Genomic DNA, 23,633 nt, shown 5'->3' with positions numbered 1-23,633 from the left:
CGGTAAGCGCCTCCCCGGAGGCGCTCCACTCCTCGCCTAGTCCACGCCTTCCTGCACCTGGTCCCGCGCCTTGCGTTCGCGCGAGGAATCCAGCGCACCACCATGTATCTCGCGCAGTTGCTGCTTGAGTCGTTGGGTGGTCGGTGCCAGCAGGAAACCGAAGGACACGCAGCCATCCCGGCCGTCCACCGCATGGTGCATGCGATGCGCCTGGTAGAGCCGTTTCAGATAACCGCTGCGCGGGACGTAGCGAAACGGCCAGCGCTGGTGCACCAGGCCGTCGTGAGCGATGAAATACAGCAGCCCATAGAGGGTCATGCCGGCGCCGATCCACTGCAGCCGCCAATAGCCGGCGTTGCCCAGGGCGATCAGCAGGATCGCCAGGCCGGCAAAGACGATGGCATAGAGGTCGTTCTTCTCGAACCAACCAGTGCGTGGCCGGTGGTGGGACTCATGCCAGCCCCAGCCCCAACCGTGCATGATGTACTTGTGCGACCACCAGGCGAAGGCTTCCATGCCCGCCACGGTGGCCAGCACGATTCCCGCGTTGATCAGTAGCTCCAAGGTACCCTCCGCAGGCGCCTGCTCAGGAAGTGGCCGCCGGGGCGGCCAGCGTGCCGGCGGTGGCGCCCAACAGGGGAGAATCCACCGGCAGGTAGACCTGCAGGATACCCGGACGCACTTCGAATCTCACCCGCTCGCGCTTGACCGGTTCGCCGTCGAGGTTCATGTCCAGGCCCTCGGCGGCTTCCAGCTCCACCCAGGGCAGGCGTGCCCGCACGAACATCTCCTCGGTGCTGAAGCCCTTGCTGAGAAATTCGCCCAGGGTGCCGAGCACATCCTGGGACGCTGGCAGGATGCCGATGTCGAGCAGGCCATCGTTGACCAGTGCGGTCGGGCAGAGCACGTGCCCGCCGCCGGCCTGGCGGCCGTTGCCGATGCCCAGGGCCAGGAATTCACCCTCCCATTCGAAGCCCGGTCCGCGGAAGCGACCGTGGGCTGAATGCACCTCGGCGAAGCGGGTCAGGCCGGTCAGCAGATAGGCCGCACCGCCCAGCAGGCGCTTCAGTTCACCGGGGGTGTTGGCGGTCACCTGGGAGCCGAAGCCGCCGGTAGCCATATTGAGGAACAGCTGACCCTCGGCCTCCACCAGATCGATGGTACTGACCGGTCCATCGAGCAGCGCCAGTGCCGCCGCCGGCTCCAGGGGTACCCCGGCGGCATTGGCGAAGTCGTTGGCCGTGCCCAGCGGCAACAGCCCCAGGCGCGCCTGGCTCTGGTTCAGGGCCATGGCCTCGGCCACCGCCCGCAGGGTGCCGTCGCCGCCCGCCGCCACCAGGGTGCCGTAACCCTCGCGGGTCGCCTGCTCGACGAAGCGCGCGGCGTCGTCTTCTTCCCAGGTCACCCGTACGTCGACTCGGTGACCGGCGGCGCGCCGGGCGAGGACCGCCTCGCGCACCGCCTCGTTGCCGGTTTCCTTGCCATTGAGGATGACCAGGGCTGCATCAGCCAGGGTGCCTGTAGTCGTCATGATCGTCGTCCAAGGTTGGCGCTGCGCAGCGAGATGCCGCCGCAGGCGCCGGGCGCTGCCCGGCATGCGAATCTGGAGACTAGGACTGTGCCCCGTCGGCCACGTTCAGTCCAACCGCCGCTGCGCTACGCCTTGAACAACTCGGCCAGGGGAATGAAGCGCACCGGATCGTCCACGGCGAAGGTACGGTCTTCGCGAATCTCCACCAGGCCATGGGCCCAGGCCGCGGTCTGCAGCACGTTGGAACCCTGGTTGCGGTGGGGCACGGCGCGGCCGTCCTCCAGCCGCGCCCGCTGGTATTCGCGGCGTGCGCCAGCGCGCGGCCAGTCGAACCCTGCCGGCACCTCGACACTCAGCGGCGCCACCTCGATCTTGCCGGCCCGCCGCAGCAGGTAGGGCCGCGCCAGCAGGCCGAAGGTCACCAGGGTCGAGGCCGGATTGCCCGGCAGGCCGATCACCGGGATGCCACGGAAGCGCCCACAGGTCAGGGGCTTGCCGGGCTTGAGCGCCAGCTTCCACAGGGTCAGCTCGCCCTCGGCGCGCAGGGCCTGGCCAAGGAAATCCGCCTCGCCCACCGACACCCCGCCGGTGGACAGGATCAAGTCGGCCTGCAGCGACGCCAGGCGCTCCCGGGTCTGGGCCAGGTCGTCCGGCAGGATGCCCTGATCCGACACCTCGCAACCCAGGCGCCGTAGCCAGCTGATCAGCAGGGCGCGATTGCTGTTGTAGATCTGCCCCGGCCCCAGCGGCTGGCCCGGTGCGACCAGCTCGTCGCCAGTGGAGAGCACCGCGACCTTGAGGCGGCGATAGACCTCGACCTGGGCCCGCCCGAGGGAGGCGGCCACCCCCAGTTCGACCGGACCCAAGGCCGTGCCGGCGGACAGCACCTCGTCACCCACCTTGACCTCGTTGCCCCGGCGCCGGATGTTGCGCCCCGGGCGCAGCAGCTCCAGGAAACGCACCCGGCCATCGTCCAGCACCTCGACGTTTTCCTGCATCTCCACGCAATCGGCACCGGCGGGCAGCGGCGCACCAGTGAAGATCCGCGCGCAGGTGCCTGGCTCCAGGGCGGCAGGCGCCTGGCCGGCGAAGATGCGCTGGGACACTCGCAGTGGCTCGCCCTGCCAGTCGTCCAGGCGCAGGGCATAGCCGTCCATGGCACTGTTGTCCCAGGGTGGCAGGTCCAGGTCGGCGATCAGGGGCGCCGCGAGGATGCGGCCGTCGGCCTCTTCCAGAGCGACACGCTCCAGGGGCAAGGGGCCGTCTTCGGCGGCCATGGCCAGTAGTCGGGCCAGGGCCTCTTCCAGGGACAGCAGGCTCATCCGCGCGGCCCGCAGGGTTCGGCCTGCTTGAGATGCGGCACGAAGTTGCAGGGCCGATGGCGGTTGTCCAGCTGCTCGCCGAGGATGCCATCCCAGGCGGTGCGGCAGGCATTGGTGGAACCCGGCAGGCAGCAGACCAGGGTGCCATTGGCGAGACCGGCCAGGGCGCGGGACTGCACCGTGGAAGTGCCGATGTCGGCCACGGAAATCTGCCGGAACAGCTCACCGAAGCCATCCACCTGCTTGTCCAGCAGGCAGGCGACCGCCTCGGGGGTGCTGTCGCGCCCGGTGAAGCCGGTGCCGCCGGTGATCAGTACCACCTGCACCTGGTCATCGGCGATCCACTGGGCGACCTGGGCGCGGATCTTGTAGAGGTCGTCCTTGAGCAGCACCCGGGCAGCGAGGAAATGGCCGGCGGACTCCAGGCGGTCGACGAACAGCTGACCGGAGGTGTCGGTCTCGAAGGTGCGGGTGTCGCTGACCGTCAGCACGGCGATATTCAGCGGTACGAAAACCGCCTCGGCTTTGTGGCTCATGTGCGTGGATTTCCGAAGTGGGCAGGGAAAGAAGGCATGCAGCGGAAGACCACCGGAAGGGCTACGGGTTTCGGCGAACCGGCCAGCACCAGCACGGCGACCGCTAGCGCCGGCGACCTGCAAAAGCCCGTGGGGTCTGGAAAACCACAGCCTAGAGGAAAAGCCGCCGCCCCTTCAACCGAAGAGGCACGGCGGGTCAGGACTCAGCGCTGGCGCTGCTCGCCTTCGGCATGGGTGTCCCATTTGATCGGCAGCGGATCGGCGATGGTATTGGCGTCCTGGCTGAAACGCCCGTATTGCGGCGCGATGTTCGGGTCATCCGCCCAGGTCGCCTGCTGGGTGAAGGTACCGGCCTTGCGGTCGAATTTGAGGACATGCTGAGCCGTCTTGTTGCCCCAGTCCGGGGACGGCAGGGAGATGAACACCACCTCGTACTTATCGTCGGTCAGCTTGCCGTGCACCACGTAGACGCCGTAGTGCTCCTCGCCGGGAGAGATGATCTTGTAGACGCCGTTGTCGTAGTAATAGAGGGTAGCGTCGGGATAGGGCTTCTTCTCGTACAGCTTTTCGTAGAACAGCTTCTGCCGGATGGTCGGCTTGCCGAAGGTGACCTTGACTGAAGGGGGTTCACCGCCGCCGGCCCCGAAGGCCGGTGGCGCAGCCAGGGCCAGGACGGACAGCAGCATCGTCTTCATCGTTTCCAAACTCCTTCTGGGCAGGGACTCCCCAAGCAGGGGATCAAAGGTGTCTAGTACCGGCTTTTCAGCCGGCGCGCCCGAGTCTAGCCCAGCACCGTGGTGGTGCAAACCCGCCACGCGGCCCCTTATCGCTGCGCGAACTGGGCTAGCATGGCCGCCGGATTTCCCCCAGGGCACGCGCCCAGACGCTATTCGAGGTTCCCTGCATGTCGCTGCTGCCCGCCTCCATCCTAATCCTCGCCGGAGGCCGCGGCCAGCGCATGGGCGGGCGCGACAAGGGGCTGGTGGAGTGGCAGGGCCAACCCCTGGTCGCCCACGTCCAGGCCGCGGTACGCCCCCTCACCGACGACCTGGTGATCTCCTGCAACCGCAACGCCGAGCGCTATGCCCAGTGGGCCGACCAGCTGGTGGCCGATGACGAGCCGGACTATCCAGGGCCCCTGGCCGGCATCCTCGCCGGCCTCGTTGTGGCTCGCCATGATTGGGTGTTGCTGCTGCCCTGCGATGCCCCGCGTATCGATGCCGTCCTCGCCGAGCAGTTGCTGGCGGCCGCCCAGGCGAGCCAGGGGCCGGTCATGGCACGCCAGGGTGGCTATTGGCAGCCGCTGTTCACCGCCCTGCCCCGTCGGCTTCTGCCGGCCTTGCGGGAGGCCTGGGCCAGCGGCGAGCGCAGCCCCCGGGGGGCCCTGCTGCCCCTCGGCCTCACCGCCGTGGACTTCGCCGAGGAGGACCTCCGACTCGCCAACTTCAACGATCCTGCAGCCTTGGAGCGTGCGCCTTGATCACTGCGGCAAGCAGGGCTGACGGCGTGACCGCCCGGTTCCCGGACGAACTCGGCCCCTGCCCGGCGGTCCTAAGCCCCGCTTGGTTGCCAAGAAAGGAGACCACCCCATGAACAAGCACCTGCTCCCCGCCGCCCTGCTGGTCGTTGCCAGCGCCCTGCTCGCCGGCTGCTCCACGCCCAGCGTCATCACCCTCAACGATGGCCGCGAGATCCAGGCCACCGATACGCCCAAGTACGATGAAGACTCGGGCTTCTATACCTTCAAACAGCTCGACGGCAAGCCGACCCGCATCAACAAGGACCAGGTCCGGACCATCAAGGAGCTGTGATTCCGGCCCGGCGCGTTTTTTTCACCTAACCCCTTGTGCTTGCATGAGTTTTAGGTAGAATGCGCGCCATCCATCACGGAGCGTAGCGCAGTTTGGTAGCGCGTCTCGTTCGGGACGAGAAGGTCGCTGGTTCGAATCCAGTCGCTCCGACCAATTTGATCCCCAAGGATCACCCCAAGGCCCGCCTAGTGCGGGCTTTGTCGTTTCTAGGGTTTGGCTTTTTGCGTTGTCGCCTCGCCTCGTTTTTTTCAAAAACGGCGGCTCGCGACACGGGAACACCGGAAGCGTCCCGTTGGCGCCTCGATGGCGAAGCACTGGTAACAATCGCGGCGCTCGACCTCACGGCCTGCGAACTGACCGGCCGAGCAACGTAATCGCGCTGAACCGCCAGCGGGCCGAGGCCCAGGCGCTGCTCAGGCAGCAAGGCCAGCAGCGCAGCGCCTAGCTCTTCCTGGCCAGCAACAGGCCGCCTACTGGCGGCCTTTCTCTTTCACGGCCTCAATTGCCGCACTTGCTATCGGAAGAGCAGCACGAAGCAGCCAAAGCGCGGGTTTCGGGTTCAGCGATGACAGCTAGCGCCTCACCTCCGCAGCATGTAGGCGCCGACGTCTCTTGCATGGAAGCGGCTTGAATCTCTTGCGTTGGCTCTCCCTGCGCTTCCGAACCAAGACGCCACGCGCCGTAGGCCTCACCACTAACCTGCCAGGCCGAGTGCAGGAACAGCGCGGCGATGGCAAGACCGACCAGGACGTCTGGCCAGAGGCTGCCAGTGACAGCAACAAGGACGGCGGCCAGCATCACACTGGTGTTGGCGACCAGATCGTTCCGTGAGCAGATCCAAGTGGACCTCATGTTGAGATCGTCCGCGCGATGGCTGTACAGCAGATAGAAGCAGTAGGTGTTGGCTAGGAGCGCGACGAGTCCGATAGTGCCCATCCAGTCGGCCTGGGGCACCTCCTGCAGGATCACCTTGCGCACGGCGTCCGCAATTACCAGCAAGCCAAACAGCAACATGAAACCGCCTTTCACCAGGGCGGCACCGGCGCGGGCTCTATCGCTGCGATGCAGCACAAACAGTGTCAGGGCATAGACCGATGCATCGCCGAACATGTCCAGGGAATCCCCCAGCAGCGCCGTTGAGCCGGCCAGCCAGCCTGCAGTGAACTCCACCCCGAACATGACGGCGTTGACCACCAGCACGATGTAGAGGACGCGACTCTGCCGACTCCGCAGCTGAGCCAGCTCTCCGGCTTTGTTTTCGCAGCAACTGTCCACGGCAACCTCTCTGCAACTCTCAGGATTTGGCTTAGGCTGAGAGTTATAGTCGCTATAAGGTCAATGCCATGAACGCCTCTGCCTACACCATTGGTCAGCTAGCAAAGGCCACGGATACCAAGACCGTCACCATCCGCTACTACGAAAAAGAAGGCTTGCTCCCGACCTCAATGCGCTCAGCATCTGGCTACCGGCTGTACGGCCCAGCCGAACGGGATCGGCTGCTCTTCGTCAGACGTGCTCGCACCCTGGGCTTTAGCCTAGACGAAGTACGTGAGCTACTCGGCCTAGCGGATCGGCAGCAGGCGCCTTGCGATGCCGTGGATAGTCTGGTTGCAGAACACCTGCAACAGGTGCGGCAGCGGCTTGCCGACTTGCAAGCCTTGGAGGGCGAATTACAGCGTCTGTTGGCGTGCTGCCACGGCGGGACCATATCGGAATGCCGAATCATCGAATCCTTGGCTGGCGTCTCGACAGGAGGGGGGTTTGGCGGTGCCCTGACAGCGGCCGGCAATCGCTGCGTTCCCAGGTGAACGCCACCGGCCATCAAAGCCTCATCACCTGGCGCGCGCTGTCGTCCCCCCGCCACGCCTGCGGGCTAAACATGTCGGTTTTTCTGCAGTCCTGCACTACCGCTGATGGAGCCTGGCACCTGGGCTCGAATGGCATACGATGGGCGCAAGAAACCCTGCGAAACCCTGCAGCACCACTGATCGAAGCTTTAGCCAATCGCATCCTCGACTGGATCACATTTCCTTCATATGCTGGGAGCGCTAGCCGGACACCAGGCTTTCACAGCGACTATTTATTGGAAGAGAACAATGACAGAACAGGGAAACGCCGCCACGCGCCTCAGCGGTCTCACACTTGATAACGATTGGGTTGTAGGAGAGATGCTGCTAACAGGACGACGCGGTATTGGTTCAGGCGGTTATTTTTCAGTTTCCTATTCAGTTTCGAAAGGAAATCAGACGGCCTTTCTAAAAGCCTTCGATATTTTTCAGGCTATGGAGCGCGCTGTACAGCACCAACAGTCAGTCACAACCGTCATGCTGAAACAGCTTCAGGCTTATGAGTTCGAGACAGAGCTTCATAGATCGTGCTTAAAAATGAAGCGCATTGTTCGAATTTTGGACCAGGGTCAAAAGATGGTAACTCCTCTTCCGAACGAACAGTTCAGCACAGTTCCTTATATGATCATGGAGCTAGCTGACGGCGGGGACGTCAGAAGTTACATACAGAGAGCCAGTGCGATTGACCTTGCAATGAAGCTTTATTATCTGCGAGACGTCGCTTCTGGACTATTGCAGCTCCACAGCGCCAATATCGCCCACCAAGACCTTAAGCCATCTAACATAATGATCTTCAATGGCGACTCAGCCAAAATAGGCGATCTTGGAAGAGCTAGCCAACAGCAAAGCTTCGGGCTGCACGATGCCTTGACGATCGCAGGCGATCGGGGATATGCACCGCCAGAGCAGACATACGGCGTTACTTTAGCAGAATGGATCGATCGCCGACAAAAGTGCGATCTTTATCAGTTCGGCTCACTTATCAGCTTTTTAATATTCGGCACAACAATAAATGCCGCTCTGAAAATTCGAATTCCTCGCGAGATTCTCCCTCCTGTTTGGGGTGGTGTATGCCAATCGTACGAACAAGCTCTCCCTTTCTTAGAGCAAGCATTTAACGAAATACTTATGGATTGGAAAAGTCAGTTACCTACTGGTATTGGTAGCGAAATAATTGAAGTAATTCAGCAGTGCTCAAACCCCGACTACAGAGTTCGGGGCTCAAGAAAGACGATGAGGCAATCTGTACCAAGCCTCGGTATAGATCGTTTTGTGAGTCAAATCGACCGCCTTGCGACTAAAGCATCAATACAGGCACGTACGAAGGCGAACTGAGAGCCATCATGAAAAGCTTAGATAGCAAGCGTGAAATTGTTCCTGCCTGGTCGAAATCAAAAGACGCATCGAAGACACGCGAAGTAAACTCAATCAAGAACAAAAAATCAGAGATAGCGTTCACCGACAGCACTGACGAGATCTTAAAAGAATTTAAACGAAATCAGGAGACCGGCATTGCAGCGGAGCTGCTTAATATTGCACTTATAGAAGACCGGCCTGACGAAGCCCTTATGGCTGCGGAAGCCTTAGTAGGTAGCCCAACAACTCCAATACCGATTCAAAATCTCAGCAGAAAGTTATTAAATCTGCCTCCAATAGGAGAGCAACAGCTATTAGTTTCTGAGGTGGCAACACTTAAACGAAGAATAGCAAACAACAATCGAGACCCCCTTGCCTGGGTCGATCTGTCTAGACATTACGCTGTTAGCGGCAATCATGAAAAAGCAGAGCGAGCTATGCTTATCGCTCTTCAGCTCAACAATGGCCATAGATGGATTTCTAGAGTTGCATCGAGACTATTTGTGCAACTCAACGATCCAGACAAGGCTCACTACTACCTCCATAGAAATCCGAATTTAAGATCTGACCCATGGCTGATTGCTTCAGAAATGGCTGTATCACGGATTTCAAAGCGCCCTCTGAAGCTTTGGAGCCTGGCAAAAAAGCTGTCGGAATCCAAGATTACACCCATACATCTATCAGAACTTAATAGCTCAATCGCGACGTCTGAATTCAATGACGGGGCAAACAAGAAAGCAAAACATTATTTCCAACAATCCCTTATTGACCCGACACAAAATTCCTTGGCCCAAGCAAAATGGGCGGAACGCCACTCAAGTTTAGCCTTAACAAAGCTAGTAAGCCCGCTAGTTGGGGATGGTACTGGCTCACATGAGGTGAAATACTGGGAGTCCTATAACAGCGGGGACGTCCATCAAGCTTATTCCCACGCAAAGTGCTGGTTTGATGAAGAGCCATACTCAGCAACAGCAGCAAACTTCTTGATACATACCGCATCTGTACTCAATCAGCTCGAAGTACTTTATGAAACTGCTGATCGCGCGAGACACGCTAATCCTGACAACACAACCGTTCAGCTAAACTTCATATACGCATGGGCCGCAACAAAAAACTTAAAGAAAGCATCCCTAAAGGATCACGCTGATACCGAGAGGTATCTCAAATTCCTCAAAGCCGTTCTGCATGGGGAAAATAAAGACGATGCCGCACATTCAGCTGCAAACGCTGGAATGTTGCTCTATCGCTCAGGACACGAAGAATACGGGCGATCCTATTACGAACATGCGGAAATGTTTTTCAAGAAAAATAGCCCAGCTACCCAACCGATGCTTATCCTAAACCATGCTAGAGAGGCATTGATAGCTGAAGTACCGTGGGCAACTGAGGTCCTGCAACATGCGAAGGATGTACTGGAGACTGATAAAGCCATTTGCACACCAGCATTAAAATTCTATCTAGACACAGTAGAAGCACTAAGCTCCGAACCAGGAAGTTGGAGAGAAAGATTTTCTCGCCCAATACTACCACCAGAAGCTAAAAAACCGGATCGAGAGAGCACCATCATCAAGGTTGCATCTGACTTTAGCTCTATGTTCTGGCTACCTGAAAAGATTTCTGCGCCCTCAGAAGTTAAGAAATTACTTGACCCCGACCGAAAGCTAAAATAAGCACTGCGGATTTGTCATGTAAAATCTAATTGAATCGCCTGCGTGATGCCGAGTTTCCACCTTCGTCTTCACTAAGCCTAGCTGAGCCACTAAAGTCCCCTTCGTCAATATCGATAGGGCCTAGTAGGAGCATGTTTGGAGCAGTGTATGCCTATGTGTATGCCAACTCTGTCATCCGGAGCAAGAAAGCAGCTGGAATGCGGCTTACAGCCATAGGTTTTGACGTAGTCGCTCGACCAATTTGATCCCCAAGGATCACCCCAAGGCCCGCCTCGTACGGGCTTTGTCGTTTCTGAAGTTTGCTCCCTGCGCCCCTAGCTAAGGCGCCGCCCTCCTTCCCTACCGCCTCCCCAACGCCAACTTCGCCGCGAACAGCAGGAAGACCACCCCAGTCGTCCGATCCAGCCAGCGGATCACCGCCGCCTTGCGTAGAACTTCGCCCAGGGTACGGGTAGCACCGATCAAGATCAGGGACCAGAGCAGCCCCAGCACCACATGGATGGCGACCAGGCCGAAGGTCCAGGCGATCAGCGGTTGGCCTTGGGGAATGAACTGCGGCAGGAAGGAGACGTAGAAGATGCCGACCTTGGGGTTGAGCACGTTGCCGAGCATGCCCTTCACGAACCAGTTGGCGGTCGTGCTGCCCTCGCCTGCCGTGGGCGCGATGGCGGTGCGGGGGCGCAACAGCAGGTTAAGGCCGAGCCAGCAGAGGTAGGCGGCGCCGCAGTACTTGAGCAGGGTGTAGGCCAGCTCCGAGACCGCCAGCAACGCGCCCAGGCCGAAAGCCACGGCGGCGCCCCAGAGCAGGCAGCCGACGTTGATGCCCAGGGCTGCACGCCAGGCCTGGCTGCGACCTTCGACGGCGGCGGTGCGCAGGACCAGGGCGGTATCCAGGCCTGGGGTGAGGGTGAGCAGCGCGGCGGCCAGGGTGAAGGCCAGCAGGTTGTCGGCGATGGACATGGCAGGGCTCGTTTCGACTATGGAGACGAAACCCTAGCACGGGGCCGCGGACGGCCCTGGTCTTCTACCTACTGGCGAAGGGCCGCGCTGGGCGGCCGTGGGGTACCTGGCTCAGCCTGCGGCGCGGAAGGCTGGCTCGTGCTCGGCCACGTAGCGGGCGGCGGCGCGGCGGGCTTCCAGTTCGAAGGCCTGGGGATTACGGTCGACGATGCGCTCCAGGGTGCCGCGCGGGATGCCGTCGGCCTCGAAGTCGGTACGGCACAATAAGGCGCCGGCGTGGCAGACGTTACGCTCGACGGCCTCGATCAGGCCACCGGCGCGCAGGCTCTTGACGATGTTGTGGGGCAGCCGGCGAGTGCGACGCAGGGCGGCGGTAGCCGTGGCCAGCACGTCGAGGATCTCGTCTTCCAGCGGACTGAAGGGGCCGTTGCCGAGCTTGCCCTTCTGCTGGAGGTAGCGGCGGGAGAGCAGATGGCCCTGGCGTTCGAGGGCGGCGCTGGCGGCCATGTCCAGCCGACCGCGGCTTTCCAGGCTGCGTTCCAGTGCGATGAGGAATTCCCAATCGGTGATCTGGGTAATCTGGGTAATGACTGCGTCCATGAAGCGCTCCTTGCCAGTCGGGAATAGATGGCACATTGATAGCGTTCAGGGGGTTTTGTTCCCTGCTTGGCAGGCCAGCCGACGAACGTAACAGCTTTTTGCTGCAGGTGTTCGGTTTCCACCGGCAGCCAGGTAGAAATCAGCACAGAAGCCTTGGGGCGTGGGTAGTTCGACCGGGGAAATCGGTAGCGATTGAGTAGCCTTCCGCCCGAACACTAGCGACGGGGCAGCAGGCTTTCGACCAGCTGGCTGAGGTCGGCCACGCTCCAGGGCTTGGGCAGGAAGGCGGCACGCCGCGGCAAGATGGCGAGGTCCTGGTCGATGTAGCCGGAGATGATGATGAAGGGCACGGTGGGCCAGCTCACAGCCGCCAGCTGGGCGAAGGCGAGGCCGTCGAGGGTGCCGGGTACGTTGACGTCGGCGATGACCAACTTGGTATCGCTGCCCTGGTGGTCCATGTGCGCCAGGGCATCGTCGCTGGAGGCGACGGCGACCACGTTCAGCCCCTGCTCGGTAAGGATTTCGGTCAGCAGCTCGCGCTGCCCCGGATCATCCTCCAGAACAAGAATTTGTCTTTGTATATCAAGGCTTCTTGGCTTCATGGCAGCTCAGACATCGGATAAGTGAGAGATTCTCCGCGAACCGCCTTAACGGTCGCCTGAAGCGAGTGAGCGGTACGCTGGCAGATGGCCGTCAAAGCCGCGCGCCGCCTGGCTTTCAGCCCGGAAAGCGACGTGCCAGAGGCGCTCGAAGAGGGGAGCGATGAAGTTTTTTCGCCGCTCGGCTGTCCTAGGGGCAAGACGCCAATTTTGTCGCGCAAGGATTTCTCAGACGTGAGCCAGATGCCACAGTCCCGCAAGGCGCGGGTCGACAATTCAGCGACGAGCGATGTTTCGCACGAGGGCAAGAACATCTTCTTCGCCGCGGTGGAAACCACCCGGATGCCCATGCTGGTCACCGATCCCAAGCAGCCCGACAACCCGATCATCTTCGCCAACAACGCCTTTACCGAGATGACCGGCTACCAGGTGGACGAGTTGCTCGGGCAGAACTGTCGCTTCCTGCAGGGGCCGGAGACCGACCGTTCGGTGGTCAGCCAGATCCGCGAGGCGGTGGAGCAGGAGCGGGAGATCTCGGTGGAGATCATCAACTACCGCAAGGACGGCTCGACCTTCTGGAACGCCCTGTTCGTGTCGCCGGTGTATAACGACAACGGCGAGCTGACCTACTTCTTCGCCTCCCAGCTGGACGTTAGCCGGCGCCGTGACGCCGAGGACGCCCTGCGCCAGGCACAGAAGATGGAAGCCCTGGGACAACTCACCGGCGGCATCGCCCACGACTTCAACAACCTGCTGCAGGTGATGGTGGGCTACATCGACATCATCCAGCGCACCGCGGAAAAGCCCAGCGTCGACCAGGAGCGGGTGCTGCGCAGCGCGGCCCATGCGCGGTCGGCCGCCGAGCGCGCCAGCACCCTCACCCAGCAGTTGCTGGCCTTCTCGCGCAAGCAGAAGCTGGAAGGCCGGGTGCTCAACCTGAACAACCTGATCCGCACCTCCCACGAACTGGCCGAGCGGACTCTGGGCAATGTGGAGATCCGCACCCAGCTGGAAGGCGAGCTGTGGAATTGCCGCATCGATCCGACCCAGGCCGAGGTGGCGCTGCTCAACATCCTGATCAACGCCCGGGATGCCCTGGCGGATCGCGCGCACCCCAGCGTGGCCATCGAGACCCGTAACGTCGAGGTCCGCGAGCTGGCCACCATGTCCTACGACGGCCTGCTGCCCGGGCGCTACGTGAGTCTGGCGGTGACCGACAACGGCCACGGCATGCCCGCCAGCATCCGGGACCGGGTGATGGACCCCTTCTTCACCACCAAGGAGGAAGGCAAGGGATCGGGCCTGGGGCTGTCGATGGTCTATGGCTTCGCCAAGCAGTCCGGCGGTACGGTGCGCATCTACTCGGAAGAGGACGTTGGCACCACCATCCGCCTCTACTTCCCGGCGGACGACAGCCATATCACCCACCCGCACGCCGAGCAGCGCACGGAACGCCGCAGCGGTACCGAGCGCATCCTGGTGGTGGAAGACCGCCCGGACGTCGCCGAGCTGGCCAAGCTGGTGCTGGAAGACTATGGCTACACGGCGCAGATCGCCTTCAACGCCAGTGAGGCGCTACGCATCCTGCGCGAGAACGAGCGACCCTTCGACCTGGTGTTCACCGACCTGATCATGCCGGGCGGCATGAACGGGGTGATGCTGGCGCGGGAGGTGAAGCGCCTGCATCCGGACACCAAGGTACTGCTCACCACGGGCTATGCGGAGAACTCTCTGGAGCGCACCGACATCGGGGGCTCGGAATTCGACGTTATCTCCAAGCCATACATGCCCAACGACCTGGCACGCAAGGTACGCCGGGTGCTGGACGGCCCGAACGGCATCGCCTGATGCATCCACGACGGCAGGCGGGTTAAGGTAGGCGGCTAACCTTTGTAGGAAGCTGCCATGACTGCCCAGATCCGCCCCGCCCGTCGCGAAGACGCCACCCGCATCCATGCCCTGATCGTCGAACTGGCCGATTACGAGAAGGCCGTCCACGAGGTGCTGGCCAGCCCGGCACAGATCGAAGCCACATTGTTCGCCGCCGACACCCCCACCCGGGCACTGGTGGCTGAGCATGAGGGCGTGGTGGTGGGCTATGCGGTGTATTTCTACAGCTACTCCACCTGGCTGGGGCGTAACGGCATCTACCTGGAAGACCTCTATGTGAGCCCCAGCGCCCGCGGCACCGGCCTGGGCAAGGGCCTGCTGCGCGAGCTGGCGCGCGAGGCGGTGGCCAATGACTGCGGCCGCCTGGAATGGAGCGTGCTGGATTGGAACACCCCCGCCATCGATTTCTACGAAAGCCTGGGCGCCGCGGCGCAGAGTGAGTGGGTACGTTATCGCCTGGACGGCGCGGCACTGCGGGATTTCGCGGAGAGTGGACGTTAGGCTCGTCGCCTGCAGTGAAGCGCAGTGAATCTGCCCTGGCGGAGAGTCTTATCGCGGCCATGGCGGTCCGCCGATGCGGCCGCTCCTACAAAAGCATCGCCCCCCTGTAGGAGCGGCCCATGGCCGCGATCCCGGTAAGCCGTGGCATGGAAAACAGCACAGCCTTTTCGACTGGGGACTTTGCTGCGAGGCGCCCCCTCACCCCAGCCCTCTCCCTGAGGGAGAGGGGGTTAGCCGTGCAGGCGTTCAGCTCCATCACCCCGGCAAACCAAGGAGCAGCCGTACATCTGCCGTAGAAGCGGCCGCATCAGCGGACCGCCACGGCCGCGATCCCAGTAAGCCGTGGCATGGAAAACGGCACAGCCTTTTCGGCTGGGGACTTTGCGGCGAGGCGCCCCCTCACCCCGGCTCTCTCCCTCAGGGAGAGGGGGTTAGCCGTGCAGGCGTTCAGCTCCATCACCCCGGCAAACCAAGGAGCAGCCGTACCCGTGCCGTAGAAGCGGCCGCATCAGCGGACCGCCACGGCCGCGATCCGGGTGAGCCGTAGCGTGGAAAACGGCGCAGCCTTTTCCGCTGGGGATTTTGCTACGAGGCGTGCCCTCACCCCGACCCTCTCCCTGAGGGAGAGGGGGTTAGCCGCGCAGGCGTTCAGCTCCATCACCCCGGCAAACCAAGGAGCAGCCGTACCCCTTCCGCAGGAGCGACCGCATCAGCATTCGCTCACTTCCGTAGGAAGATCCGCATTGGCGAACGGTAAGGCCCGCGGTCCGTTAAACGTCCGCGAACTCCACCTCCGCCGGCCGCCGTTGCATCAGCACCTTGCCGTGGCGGATGGAATACAGCGGCAGGCCCTGGCTGCGGACCATCTCGTAGTCGCTGTCGGCCGACAGTATCAACAGGTTGGCCGGCCGGCCGACTTCCAGGCCGTAGCGGTCGCCCAGGGACAGCGCCTTGGCGCTGTTGACGGTGACCAGGTCCAGGGCCGATTGCAGGTTGCGATAGCCGAGCATGTGGCAGATGTGCAGGCCCGCCTCCAGCACCCGCAGGATGTTGCCGTTGCCCAGCGGATACCAGGGGTCGACGATGGAATCCTGGGCGAAGCAAACGTTGAGGCCGGCTTCCAGCAGCTCGTTGACCCGGGTCACGCCGCGGCGCTTGGGAAAGGTGTCGAAGCGGCCCTGCAGGTGGATGCTCTCGGTCGGGCAGGAGATGAAGTTGATGCCGGCGTGGGTCAGCAGGCGGAACAGCTTGGCGCAGTAGGCGTTGTCGTAGGAGCCCATGGCGGTGGTGTGGCTGGCGGTGACCCGCGAGCCCATGCCACGGCTGCGCGCCTCCTCGGCGAGTACCTCCAGGAAGCGCGAATGGGGATCGTCGGTCTCGTCGCAATGGACGTCCACCAGGCAGCCGGTGCGTTCGGCCAGGTCCATGAGGAATTTCACCGAACTCACGCCCTGGTCGCGGGTGTATTCGAAGTGGGGAATGCCGCCGACCACGTCGGCGCCCAGGCGGATGGATTCCTCCATCAGCTCGCGGCCATTCTTGAAGGACTCGATACCCTCCTGGGGAAAGGCGACGATCTGCAGGTCGATCAGGTGGCCGGTTTCCTCGCGGACTTCGAGCATGGCCTTGAGCGCGGCCAGCGAGGGATCGGTGACGTCCACATGGGTGCGCACGTGCTGGATACCATGGGCGGCCAGGGCCTGGATGGTGCGCTTGGCACGGGTCTTGGTGTCTTCCTGGGTGATGGTGGCCTTGCGCTCGCCCCAGCATTCGATGCCTTCGAATAGGGTGCCACTCATGTTCCAGCGCGGCTCGCCGGCGGTGAGGGTGGCATCGAGGTGGATATGCGGCTCGACGAAGGGCGGCACCACCAGGTTGCCAGCGGCGTCGAGGTCGTCGGGACCCACCGCCGGCGGCATCAGCTGTTCGGCGATGGCGGCGATGCGCCCACCTTCGAGGCGGATGTCGTACAGGCCTTCGCGGTCACGCAGACGGGCGTTGAGGATGCGCATGGTCGATCTCCCTAGAGCGAGGCAGAGGCGGTAGTGCGCCCCCGAGTCAGCCCATTGAACACGCCATAGGCCAGCGCCGCCACCCCGATGCCCACCAGCGGTGCTACCCAGGGTGAGCCGAAGGCGGCGACGGTGCCCAGGCCGTAGGCGGCCAGGCCCGGCCAGTTGTAGCGCGGCAGGCGAGCTTCGGCGAGCAGTGGATAGCGACCGCGATGGCGCAGCCAGTAGTCGGCGACGATCACGCCACCGATGGGCGGGATCACGGTGCCGAGCAGCACCAGATAGGGCACCAGCAGGTCGTACATGCCCAGCAGTGCCAGGGCGGTACCGATCAGGGCGCCGGCCAGGGTCACCGTCTTGCGTCTGTCGGTCCGCACCAGGTTGCAGCCGGCGACGGCGAAGTTGTAGATGGTGTTGTCCTGGGTGCTCCAGATGTTGAGCAGCAACATGGCCAGGGCGGCGGTGGCGAAGCCCTGCAGCATCAGCACCTCCACCACGTCGGGTTGCTGGTAGACGATGGCGCCATAGGCGCCGATCAGCACCATCAGGCCATTGCCGATGAAGAAGCCGATCAGGCTGGCAAGGACCGCCACGCGCGCGGAGCGGGCGAAGCGCGTCCAGTTGGTGGCCTGGGTGGCGCCGCTGACGAAGGTGCCGAACACCAGGGTGATGGCGGTGGACAGGTCCAGACTGGCACTGGGTTGGATCGCCAGCAGACCGTCGAGGCCGCCGGCCTTGCTCGTCGTCACGCTCATGGACAGGATCAACAACACGGCCATGGCCGGCACCGCGATCCAGGAAAAGATTTCCAGGCCGCGATAGCCGATATAGGCGGTGGCGCAAAAGCCCAGGCCGAACACGGCCATCAGCGCCAGTACCGCGCCCTCCTCCAGGCCGAAGTACTTGCCCAGCACCACCGCCGCGGTGGCCGTACCCCAGGCGTACCAGCCGATCTGGGTGAAGCCGAGGATGAGGTCGCACAGCTTGCTGCCACGCTCGCCAAAGGCGAAGCGTCCCATCAGTACCGAGTTGAGCCCGCTGCGACAGGCGATATGGCCCAGGGCGGCGGCATAGCGCCCCAACAGCAGATTGCCGATGGCGATCACCAGCAGCAGATCGGCGAAGCCGAAGGCCACGCCCAGTTTGCCGCCGGCGAACATGGTGGCGGTGAAGAAGGTGAAGCCCAGCAGCACCATAGCCAGGGAGGCCAGGCCTTTGCGGGCGTGGGGCGGGACTTCGCTCAGGGGATAGTCGTTGCCTGGTGCTTCGCTCATGACGGGTTCCTCGGGATGGACATGCCTGTCTCCTAGCAGTGCCTGTGCCAGGCAGCGCGAGGCGCCGTGCCAGACCGACCGGGGTCGAACGACGCAGCGGCAGGTGGCCCGCCTTTGGTGCACCCCGCTGCGTTCCTGCCTTGGCCGGGAGCGCCCAAGTGTGAGACGGTTGCCGCGGCTGTCTCACAAGGAAAAGATCATGACCACGCCGCGCCTCGCCGTTCTGGGTTCCGGTCTCATGGGCATCGGTATCGCCGTGCACCTCGCCCGCCACGGTCATGCCGTGCGCGTGCAGGACGTCGACCCCGCCCGCCTCGCCGAGGTGCCGGCCACGGCCCGTACCCTGCTCGCCGAGCTGCAAGAAGCCGGGATCACGGTGGACACCGAGGCGGTCATCGCCCGTCTCACCACCACGACCGAGCTGGCGGATCTTGCCGGCTGCGACCTGCTGTTCGAAGCCATACCCGAACGCCTGGAGCTCAAGCATCGCCTCTATGCCCAGCTCGAAGACCTGCTGCGGCCCGATGCCCTGATCGCCAGCAACACCAGCGGCCTGCCGCCGGACGAACTGGCCGCCCGCCTGCGCCACCCCGAGCGGCTGCTGATCGCGCACTTCTGGAATCCGCCGCACTTCATTCCCCTGGTGGAGCTGGTGCCCGGCACCGCCACCCTGCCCGCCCACCTGGAATCCGTGCGATTGCTGCTGGAGGCTGCTGAACTGGAAGCCGTGGTGCTGCAGCGGGCCATTCCCGGTTTTGTCGGCAATCGCCTGCAATTCGCCCTGCTGCGCGAAGCCCTGCATATCGTGCAGAGCGGCGCGGCCGATGCCGCGACGGTGGACCGGGTGATGCGCGCCTCCCTGGGCCGGCGCTATGCCATGGTCGGTCCGCTGGAGGCGGCGGACATGGGTGGCCTGGATACCTTTCGCGATATCGCCCGCCACCTCTGGCCGACGCTGGCGCGGGACGAGACACCGCTACAACTGCTGGAAGACCAGGTAGCCGCTGGCCGTACCGGGCTGCGCAGCGGCCATGGTTTCTATGACTGGGACGCCGCGCGGCGCGAGCGCATCGTCCAGCGGCGCCTGCACCAGCTGCGCCATGCGTTGAAGCCATGAGCGCCACGCCACCCGGCCTGCCGGGACTGGACGACTACGCCGGCATCCGCCAGCGGGCGATCCGCTCACTGTTCGAGATCATCGAGCAGACCAGCAACGGCACGGTGATCGTCGACCGCGAGGCGCGCATCGTCTGGATCAACCAGAGATACGCCCAGCACTTCGGCCTGCCGGATGCCGCCGCCGCCATCGGCCAGCCGGTGGAGCAGATCATCCCTCACAGCCTGTTGCGTGAGGTGGCGCGCAACGGCCAGCCGATCCTGCTGGACATGCTGGAGACTCGCAGCGGACCGCTGGTGGTGATGCGCCTGCCGATCCATACCGACGAGGGCGAATTGATCGGCGCCATCGGCTTCGCTCTGTTCGATCAGTTGCAGCAACTGGCGCCCCTGGTGACCCGCTACCTGCGCATCCAGGAGGAACTGGCCACCACCCGGCGCTCGTTGCAGCATGCGCGCACCGCCAAATACGGCTTCGGCCACTTCGTCGGCAGTGGCCCGGCCAGCCTGGAGGTCAAGCGCCGGGCCCGCCGCGCCGCCGCCAGCGCGGCCGCGGTGCTGCTGCTGGGCGAGACCGGTACCGGCAAGGAATTGCTGGCCCATGCCATCCATGGCGCCTCGCCGCGCGCCGGGCGACCCTTCGTCAGCATCAACGCTGCCGCCATTCCCGAAAGCCTGCTGGAAGCGGAATTCTTCGGCACCGCGCCGGGCGCGTTCACTGGTGCCGAACGCCGGGCGCGTCCGGGCAAGCTGCAGATCGCCCAGGGCGGCACCCTGTTTCTCGATGAGATCGGCGACATGCCCCTGGCCTTGCAGGCCAAGTTGCTGCGGGTGCTGCAGGAAAAGGAATACGAGCCCCTGGGCTCCAACGAAGTCCTAGCCTGCGACGTGCGGATGATCGCCGCTACGTCGCGCGATCTGGAGGCCGCCGTGGCCGAGGGACGCTTTCGCGCCGATCTCTACTATCGGCTCAATGTGCTGCCGATCCGCATACCCCCGCTGCGCGAACGCCTGGACGACCTGGCGGTGCTGGCCGAAGCCATCCTCGACAGCCTGCCCCAGGTGGGTGGACAGCCGACACCCGAGCTCACGGCGGACGGCCTGGCCCTGCTGCAATGCCAGCCCTGGCCTGGCAACGTGCGCGAACTGCGCAACGTGCTGGAGCGCGCCGTGCTGCTGGGGGACGACAGCCAGCTGGACGCTGCGGCGCTGGCGGAGGCCATGGGCGTTTCGCCCCCCATGCCGACGACGACCGAAACGGTCAGACATCCGACTGGCGAAACCTATGCCGAAGCCCGCCAGCGTTTCGATCGTGACTTGCTGCAGGGCACCCTGGCCGCCTGTGGTGGCAAGGTGGACGAAGCGGCCCGGCGCCTGGGTCTGGGGCGGTCTACGCTGTACAAGAAGCTGGTGGCACTGGGACTGACGTCTCTCAATTGAGATCAGTCTCCAAAAAGAGACTTTATGTAGGAGCGGCCCATGGCCGCGATTGACAATCTATAGCGGCCCTGGGCCGCGATGGACAATCTCTCGCGGCCAGGGGCCGCTCCTACAGGGTCCAGCTTTTGAGAAAACTTGCTGGCGATCGGTAACCATTGAAATAAAATTTGTTTAAAAACAATAACTTATAAACCTGGCACGGTTCTGGCTCCTGTGTTCGAGCGATCTCCGCATCGCCCCAATAACAACAAGAACCGCTTCGCCCCAGGCGAAGCTCTAGGAGAAGCCATGAGTGTCCTGATCGCACTCGCTGCCCTGGCGCTGCTGATGTTCGCCGCCTACCGGGGTTTCAGTGTCATCCTCTTCGCCCCCCTCGCCGCCCTCGGCGCCGTCCTGCTCACCGATCCGTCCGCCGTGGCGCCCGCCTTCACCGGGGTGTTCATGGACAAGATGGTGGGCTTTCTCAAGCTGTACTTCCCGGTGTTCATGCTGGGCGCCCTGTTCGGCAAGCTGATCGAACTGTCGGGTTTCTCCCGTGCCATCGTCGCCGCGGCTATCCGCCTGCTCGGCCGTGAAAGGGCCATCCCGGTGATCGTCACGGTCTGCGCCCTGCTCACCTACGGCGGCGTCTCGCTGTTCGTGGTGGTCTTCGCGGTCTACCCCTTTGCCGCCGAGATGTTTCGCCAGAGCGACATCCCCAAGCGACTGATCCCGGCGACCATCGCCCTGGGCGCCTTTTCCTTCACCATGGACGCCCTGCCCGGCACGCCGCAGATCCAGAACATCATTCCCACCAGCTTCTTCCAGACCACCGCCTGGGCCGCGCCCTGGCTGGGCCTGGCCGGTTCGCTGTTCGTCATCGCCGTGGGCCTGACCTATCTGGAAAGCGCCAAGCGCAAGGCCCGACGCAACCAGGAGGGTTACGCCAGCGTGCCGCTGCGCAACGAGCCCGAGACCTCCGCCGACCTGCCGCTGCCCAATCCCTGGCTGGCCCTGGCGCCGCTGGTGCTGGTGGGCGTACTCAACCTGCTGCTGACCCGCTGGATTCCCGACTGGTACGGCGCCACCCATAACCTGGCGCTACCCGGCATGGCCAAGCCGGTGACCCAGGAGGTGGCCAAGCTGACCGGCATCTGGGCGGTGGAAGGGGCGCTGCTGGCGGGCATCCTGCTGGTGCTGGCCACCGCCTTCGGCGCCATCCGCGGGCGCCTGGCCGAAGGCAGCAAGACCGCCGTCTCCGGCGCGCTGCTGGCGGGGATGAACACAGCGTCGGAATACGGCTTCGGTGCAGTGATCGCCGCCCTGCCCGGCTTCGTGCTGTTCGCCCAGGGCCTCAAGGCCATCCCCGATCCACTGATCAACGAGGCGGTCAGCGTGACCCTGCTGGCCGGCATCACCGGCTCGGCCTCCGGTGGCATGAGCATCGCCCTGGCCGCCATGAGCGACACCTTCATCGCCGCCGCTCATGCCGCGAACATCCCCCTGGAGGTGCTGCACCGGGTAGCGGCCATGGCCAGCGGCGGCATGGACACCCTGCCGCACAACGGCGCGGTCATCACCCTGCTGGCGGTGACTGGCCTGACCCATCGCGAAGCCTATGGCGGCATCTTCAAGATCACCCTGATCAAGACCGTGGCGGTGTTCTTCGTCATCGCCCTCTACTACCTGACCGGCCTCGTCTAAGGAGACAAGCATGGACCTCACCGGCAAGACCGCCCTGGTCACCGGCTCCACCAGCGGCATCGGCCTGGGCATCGCCCAGCGCCTGGCCGCCGCCGGTGCCACCCTCATCCTCAACGGCTTCGGCGATCCCACCGCGGCCCAGGCCAGCCTGCCCGACCGTAGCGGCTTCCATGGCGCCGACCTGTCCAAACCGGAAGAGATCGCAGACCTCTTCGCCTACGCCCAGCGCGACTTCGGCGGCGTGGACATCCTGGTCAACAACGCCGGCATCCAGCACGTGGCACCGGTGGAGGACTTTCCAGTGGAACGCTGGGACGCGGTGATCGCCCTCAACCTTTCGGCGGTGTTCCACACCACCCGCCTAGCCTTGCCGGGCATGCGCGAGCGCGACTGGGGCCGCATCGTCAACATCTCCTCGGTGCACGGCCTGGTGGCTTCCACCGGCAAGGCCGCCTATGTCGCCGCCAAGCATGGCGTGGTGGGCCTGACCAAGGTCACCGCCCTGGAAACCGCCCGCACCGGCATCACCTGCAACGCGCTCTGCCCGGGTTTCGTGCTCACCCCGCTGATCCAGCAACAGCTGGACAGCCGTGGCAGCGACCCGGACCAGGCGCGTCGCGACCTGCTCAGCGACAAGCAGCCGTCGCAGGAATTCGTCACCACCGAGCAACTGGGCGAACTGGCGCTGTTCCTCTGCAGCCAGGCCGCCGCCCAGGTGCGCGGCGCCGCCTGGACCATGGACGGCGGCTGGACCGCCCAATAAACGACCCGAGGATTTCCATCATGAACAAGCTCTATCCCAATGCGGCGGCCGCCCTCGACGGGCTGGTGCGCGACGGCATCACCCTGGCCGTGGGTGGCTTCGGCCTCTGCGGCATTCCCGAGGCGCTGATCGCCGCCCTGCGTGACACCGGTGCCCGTGAACTGACCGCCATCAGCAACAACGCCGGGGTGGATGGTTTCGGTCTGGGCCAACTGCTGGAGACCCGGCAGATCCGCAAGATGATTTCCTCCTATGTGGGTGAGAACAAGGAATTCGAACGCCAGTACCTGGCCGGCGAACTGGAACTGGAATTCACCCCCCAGGGCACCCTGGCCGAGAAGCTGCGCGCCGGTGGCGCGGGCATTCCGGCGTTCTACACCCGCACCGGCTACGGCACCCTGGTCGCCGAAGGCAAGGAAACCCGCGACTTCAATGGCCAGCCCCATGTGCTGGAATTGGCGCTGACCGCCGACGTGGCCCTGGTCAAGGCGCAGCGCGCCGACAAGGCCGGCAACCTGGTCTTCAACAAGACCGCGCGCAACTTCAATCCGCTATGCGCCATGGCCGGTCGCGTCTGCGTCGCCGAGGTGGAGGAGCTGGTGGAAACGGGCGAGCTGGACCCCGACCAGATTCACCTGCCCGGCATCTTCGTGCAGCGCCTGATCGTCAACGCCAGCCCCGAAAAACGCATCGAGAAACGTACCCTGAGCGAGGAGAAGTAA

The 23,633-nt window shown here is 63.6% G+C and carries 23 protein-coding genes and 1 tRNA gene; 13 read left to right on the top strand and 11 right to left on the bottom strand.

Translation table 11 applies throughout. The annotated features are described in order from the left end of the window. Positions 1 to 36: 36 nt before the first annotated feature. The 5 genes from QZ471_RS12905 to QZ471_RS12885 all read right to left on the bottom strand — a co-directional run bounded on the left by QZ471_RS12905 (position 37) and on the right by QZ471_RS12885 (position 4,084). On the bottom strand, positions 37 to 564 hold the full coding sequence (locus tag QZ471_RS12905) for a sterol desaturase family protein (protein ID WP_295464279.1): 528 nt from the start codon (positions 562 to 564) through the stop codon (positions 37 to 39). 22 nt (positions 565 to 586) lie between these two features. Then, a complete protein-coding gene (gene yegS / locus QZ471_RS12900) occupies positions 587 to 1,531 on the bottom strand; it encodes a lipid kinase YegS (protein WP_295464277.1) in 945 nt (314 codons plus the stop codon). A gap of 125 nt (positions 1,532 to 1,656) precedes the next feature. Beyond that, positions 1,657 to 2,853, bottom strand: a complete 1,197-nt coding sequence (gene glp / locus QZ471_RS12895; protein ID WP_295464276.1) for a gephyrin-like molybdotransferase Glp — start codon at positions 2,851 to 2,853, stop codon at positions 1,657 to 1,659. Next, a complete protein-coding gene (gene moaB / locus QZ471_RS12890; RefSeq protein WP_059226110.1) occupies positions 2,850 to 3,389 on the bottom strand; it encodes a molybdenum cofactor biosynthesis protein B in 540 nt (179 codons plus the stop codon). The genes glp and moaB overlap by 4 nt, the downstream gene beginning before the upstream one ends. A gap of 203 nt (positions 3,390 to 3,592) precedes the next feature. Continuing rightward, positions 3,593 to 4,084: a hypothetical protein gene (locus QZ471_RS12885; RefSeq protein WP_295464274.1), complete on the bottom strand. Its 492-nt coding sequence runs from the start codon at positions 4,082 to 4,084 to the stop codon at positions 3,593 to 3,595. Positions 4,085 to 4,293: 209 nt separating this feature from the next. On the opposite strand from QZ471_RS12885, the gene mobA reads away from it, so the two are divergent. From mobA to QZ471_RS12870, 3 genes are all read left to right on the top strand, one after another. Then, positions 4,294 to 4,869 carry a molybdenum cofactor guanylyltransferase MobA gene (gene mobA / locus QZ471_RS12880; RefSeq protein WP_295464272.1) on the top strand — a complete coding sequence of 192 codons (576 nt, stop codon included), beginning with the start codon at positions 4,294 to 4,296 and terminating at the stop codon, positions 4,867 to 4,869. Positions 4,870 to 4,978: 109 nt separating this feature from the next. Continuing rightward, complete coding sequence (locus QZ471_RS12875; RefSeq protein ID WP_059226108.1) at positions 4,979 to 5,200, top strand: YgdI/YgdR family lipoprotein; 222 nt, start codon at positions 4,979 to 4,981, stop codon at positions 5,198 to 5,200. 76 nt (positions 5,201 to 5,276) lie between these two features. Further along, a tRNA-Pro gene (locus QZ471_RS12870) sits at positions 5,277 to 5,353 on the top strand. Between the two features lie 345 nt (positions 5,354 to 5,698). On the opposite strand, the gene QZ471_RS12865 is transcribed toward QZ471_RS12870, so the two are convergent. Next, the gene (locus QZ471_RS12865) at positions 5,699 to 6,475 is read right to left on the bottom strand and encodes a cation diffusion facilitator family transporter (RefSeq protein WP_295464269.1); all 777 of its coding nucleotides are present in this window, start codon (positions 6,473 to 6,475) and stop codon (positions 5,699 to 5,701) included. A 68-nt stretch (positions 6,476 to 6,543) separates the two neighbouring features. Between QZ471_RS12865 and QZ471_RS12860 the strand changes: the two genes are divergently transcribed. The 3 genes from QZ471_RS12860 (at position 6,544) to QZ471_RS12850 (ending at position 10,073) form a co-directional block, all read left to right on the top strand. Beyond that, positions 6,544 to 7,008, top strand: coding sequence for a helix-turn-helix domain-containing protein (locus tag QZ471_RS12860; protein ID WP_295464267.1), 465 nt, complete (start codon positions 6,544 to 6,546; stop codon positions 7,006 to 7,008). Positions 7,009 to 7,296: 288 nt separating this feature from the next. Continuing rightward, positions 7,297 to 8,382: a protein kinase gene (locus QZ471_RS12855; RefSeq protein ID WP_295464266.1), complete on the top strand. Its 1,086-nt coding sequence runs from the start codon at positions 7,297 to 7,299 to the stop codon at positions 8,380 to 8,382. Positions 8,383 to 8,390: 8 nt separating this feature from the next. Next, the gene (locus QZ471_RS12850) at positions 8,391 to 10,073 is read left to right on the top strand and encodes a hypothetical protein (RefSeq protein WP_295464264.1); all 1,683 of its coding nucleotides are present in this window, start codon (positions 8,391 to 8,393) and stop codon (positions 10,071 to 10,073) included. Between the two features lie 339 nt (positions 10,074 to 10,412). Here the strand turns inward: QZ471_RS12850 and QZ471_RS12845 are convergent, their stop codons facing one another. The 3 genes from QZ471_RS12845 to QZ471_RS12835 form a co-directional block, all read right to left on the bottom strand. After that, positions 10,413 to 11,033: a LysE family translocator gene (locus QZ471_RS12845; protein ID WP_295464262.1), complete on the bottom strand. Its 621-nt coding sequence runs from the start codon at positions 11,031 to 11,033 to the stop codon at positions 10,413 to 10,415. Positions 11,034 to 11,144: 111 nt separating this feature from the next. After that, complete coding sequence (locus tag QZ471_RS12840; protein ID WP_295464260.1) at positions 11,145 to 11,633, bottom strand: hypothetical protein; 489 nt, start codon at positions 11,631 to 11,633, stop codon at positions 11,145 to 11,147. 215 nt (positions 11,634 to 11,848) lie between these two features. Then, the gene (locus QZ471_RS12835) at positions 11,849 to 12,235 is read right to left on the bottom strand and encodes a response regulator (RefSeq protein ID WP_295464258.1); all 387 of its coding nucleotides are present in this window, start codon (positions 12,233 to 12,235) and stop codon (positions 11,849 to 11,851) included. Positions 12,236 to 12,475: 240 nt separating this feature from the next. Between QZ471_RS12835 and QZ471_RS12830 the strand changes: the two genes are divergently transcribed. After that, positions 12,476 to 14,080, top strand: a complete 1,605-nt coding sequence (locus tag QZ471_RS12830; RefSeq protein WP_295464706.1) for a histidine kinase famiy protein — start codon at positions 12,476 to 12,478, stop codon at positions 14,078 to 14,080. Positions 14,081 to 14,137: 57 nt separating this feature from the next. Next, on the top strand, positions 14,138 to 14,623 hold the full coding sequence (locus QZ471_RS12825) for a GNAT family N-acetyltransferase (RefSeq protein ID WP_295464256.1): 486 nt from the start codon (positions 14,138 to 14,140) through the stop codon (positions 14,621 to 14,623). A 770-nt stretch (positions 14,624 to 15,393) separates the two neighbouring features. Here QZ471_RS12825 and codA read toward each other — a convergent pair. Both codA and codB read right to left on the bottom strand, forming a co-directional pair. Beyond that, positions 15,394 to 16,635 carry a cytosine deaminase gene (gene codA / locus QZ471_RS12820; protein ID WP_295464254.1) on the bottom strand — a complete coding sequence of 414 codons (1,242 nt, stop codon included), beginning with the start codon at positions 16,633 to 16,635 and terminating at the stop codon, positions 15,394 to 15,396. 11 nt (positions 16,636 to 16,646) lie between these two features. Further along, positions 16,647 to 17,909, bottom strand: coding sequence for a cytosine permease (gene codB, locus QZ471_RS12815; protein WP_295464252.1), 1,263 nt, complete (start codon positions 17,907 to 17,909; stop codon positions 16,647 to 16,649). A 199-nt stretch (positions 17,910 to 18,108) separates the two neighbouring features. Here codB and QZ471_RS12810 point away from each other — a divergent pair, with 199 nt between their 5' ends. The 5 genes from QZ471_RS12810 (at position 18,109) to QZ471_RS12790 (ending at position 23,633) form a co-directional block, all read left to right on the top strand. After that, positions 18,109 to 19,026: a 3-hydroxyacyl-CoA dehydrogenase family protein gene (locus tag QZ471_RS12810; protein WP_295464250.1), complete on the top strand. Its 918-nt coding sequence runs from the start codon at positions 18,109 to 18,111 to the stop codon at positions 19,024 to 19,026. Further along, positions 19,023 to 20,465 carry a sigma 54-interacting transcriptional regulator gene (locus QZ471_RS12805; protein WP_295464248.1) on the top strand — a complete coding sequence of 481 codons (1,443 nt, stop codon included), beginning with the start codon at positions 19,023 to 19,025 and terminating at the stop codon, positions 20,463 to 20,465. Before QZ471_RS12810 ends, QZ471_RS12805 begins: the two co-directional genes overlap by 4 nt. A gap of 288 nt (positions 20,466 to 20,753) precedes the next feature. After that, entirely contained in the window at positions 20,754 to 22,148 is a 1,395-nt protein-coding gene (locus QZ471_RS12800) for a GntP family permease (protein ID WP_295464246.1), read from the top strand. A 10-nt stretch (positions 22,149 to 22,158) separates the two neighbouring features. Beyond that, entirely contained in the window at positions 22,159 to 22,911 is a 753-nt protein-coding gene (locus tag QZ471_RS12795) for a 3-hydroxybutyrate dehydrogenase (RefSeq protein ID WP_295464244.1), read from the top strand. Positions 22,912 to 22,931: 20 nt separating this feature from the next. Next, positions 22,932 to 23,633, top strand: coding sequence for a CoA transferase subunit A (locus tag QZ471_RS12790; protein WP_058773972.1), 702 nt, complete (start codon positions 22,932 to 22,934; stop codon positions 23,631 to 23,633).

This window comes from uncultured Pseudomonas sp., assembly GCF_913774235.1.
In the GTDB taxonomy this organism is placed as follows: Bacteria; Pseudomonadota; Gammaproteobacteria; order Pseudomonadales; family Pseudomonadaceae; genus Chryseomonas.
The sequence above is the reverse complement of the archived record's forward strand: the minus strand, read 5'-3'. Positions and strand labels throughout refer to the sequence as shown.

Coding starts and splice junctions, on each gene's coding strand:
- yegS (WP_295464277.1), bottom strand. CDS start 1,531: ATGACGACTACAGGCACCCTGGCTGATGCAGCCCTGGTCATCCTCAAT.
- glp (WP_295464276.1), bottom strand. CDS start 2,853: ATGAGCCTGCTGTCCCTGGAAGAGGCCCTGGCCCGACTACTGGCCATG.
- moaB (WP_059226110.1), bottom strand. CDS start 3,389: ATGAGCCACAAAGCCGAGGCGGTTTTCGTACCGCTGAATATCGCCGTG.
- QZ471_RS12885 (WP_295464274.1), bottom strand. CDS start 4,084: ATGAAGACGATGCTGCTGTCCGTCCTGGCCCTGGCTGCGCCACCGGCC.
- mobA (WP_295464272.1), top strand. CDS start 4,294: ATGTCGCTGCTGCCCGCCTCCATCCTAATCCTCGCCGGAGGCCGCGGC.
- QZ471_RS12875 (WP_059226108.1), top strand. CDS start 4,979: ATGAACAAGCACCTGCTCCCCGCCGCCCTGCTGGTCGTTGCCAGCGCC.
- QZ471_RS12860 (WP_295464267.1), top strand. CDS start 6,544: ATGAACGCCTCTGCCTACACCATTGGTCAGCTAGCAAAGGCCACGGAT.
- QZ471_RS12855 (WP_295464266.1), top strand. CDS start 7,297: ATGACAGAACAGGGAAACGCCGCCACGCGCCTCAGCGGTCTCACACTT.
- QZ471_RS12850 (WP_295464264.1), top strand. CDS start 8,391: ATGAAAAGCTTAGATAGCAAGCGTGAAATTGTTCCTGCCTGGTCGAAA.
- QZ471_RS12845 (WP_295464262.1), bottom strand. CDS start 11,033: ATGTCCATCGCCGACAACCTGCTGGCCTTCACCCTGGCCGCCGCGCTG.
- QZ471_RS12840 (WP_295464260.1), bottom strand. CDS start 11,633: ATGGACGCAGTCATTACCCAGATTACCCAGATCACCGATTGGGAATTC.
- QZ471_RS12835 (WP_295464258.1), bottom strand. CDS start 12,235: ATGAAGCCAAGAAGCCTTGATATACAAAGACAAATTCTTGTTCTGGAG.
- QZ471_RS12830 (WP_295464706.1), top strand. CDS start 12,476: ATGCCACAGTCCCGCAAGGCGCGGGTCGACAATTCAGCGACGAGCGAT.
- QZ471_RS12825 (WP_295464256.1), top strand. CDS start 14,138: ATGACTGCCCAGATCCGCCCCGCCCGTCGCGAAGACGCCACCCGCATC.
- codA (WP_295464254.1), bottom strand. CDS start 16,635: ATGCGCATCCTCAACGCCCGTCTGCGTGACCGCGAAGGCCTGTACGAC.
- codB (WP_295464252.1), bottom strand. CDS start 17,909: ATGAGCGAAGCACCAGGCAACGACTATCCCCTGAGCGAAGTCCCGCCC.
- QZ471_RS12810 (WP_295464250.1), top strand. CDS start 18,109: ATGACCACGCCGCGCCTCGCCGTTCTGGGTTCCGGTCTCATGGGCATC.
- QZ471_RS12805 (WP_295464248.1), top strand. CDS start 19,023: ATGAGCGCCACGCCACCCGGCCTGCCGGGACTGGACGACTACGCCGGC.
- QZ471_RS12800 (WP_295464246.1), top strand. CDS start 20,754: ATGAGTGTCCTGATCGCACTCGCTGCCCTGGCGCTGCTGATGTTCGCC.
- QZ471_RS12795 (WP_295464244.1), top strand. CDS start 22,159: ATGGACCTCACCGGCAAGACCGCCCTGGTCACCGGCTCCACCAGCGGC.
- QZ471_RS12790 (WP_058773972.1), top strand. CDS start 22,932: ATGAACAAGCTCTATCCCAATGCGGCGGCCGCCCTCGACGGGCTGGTG.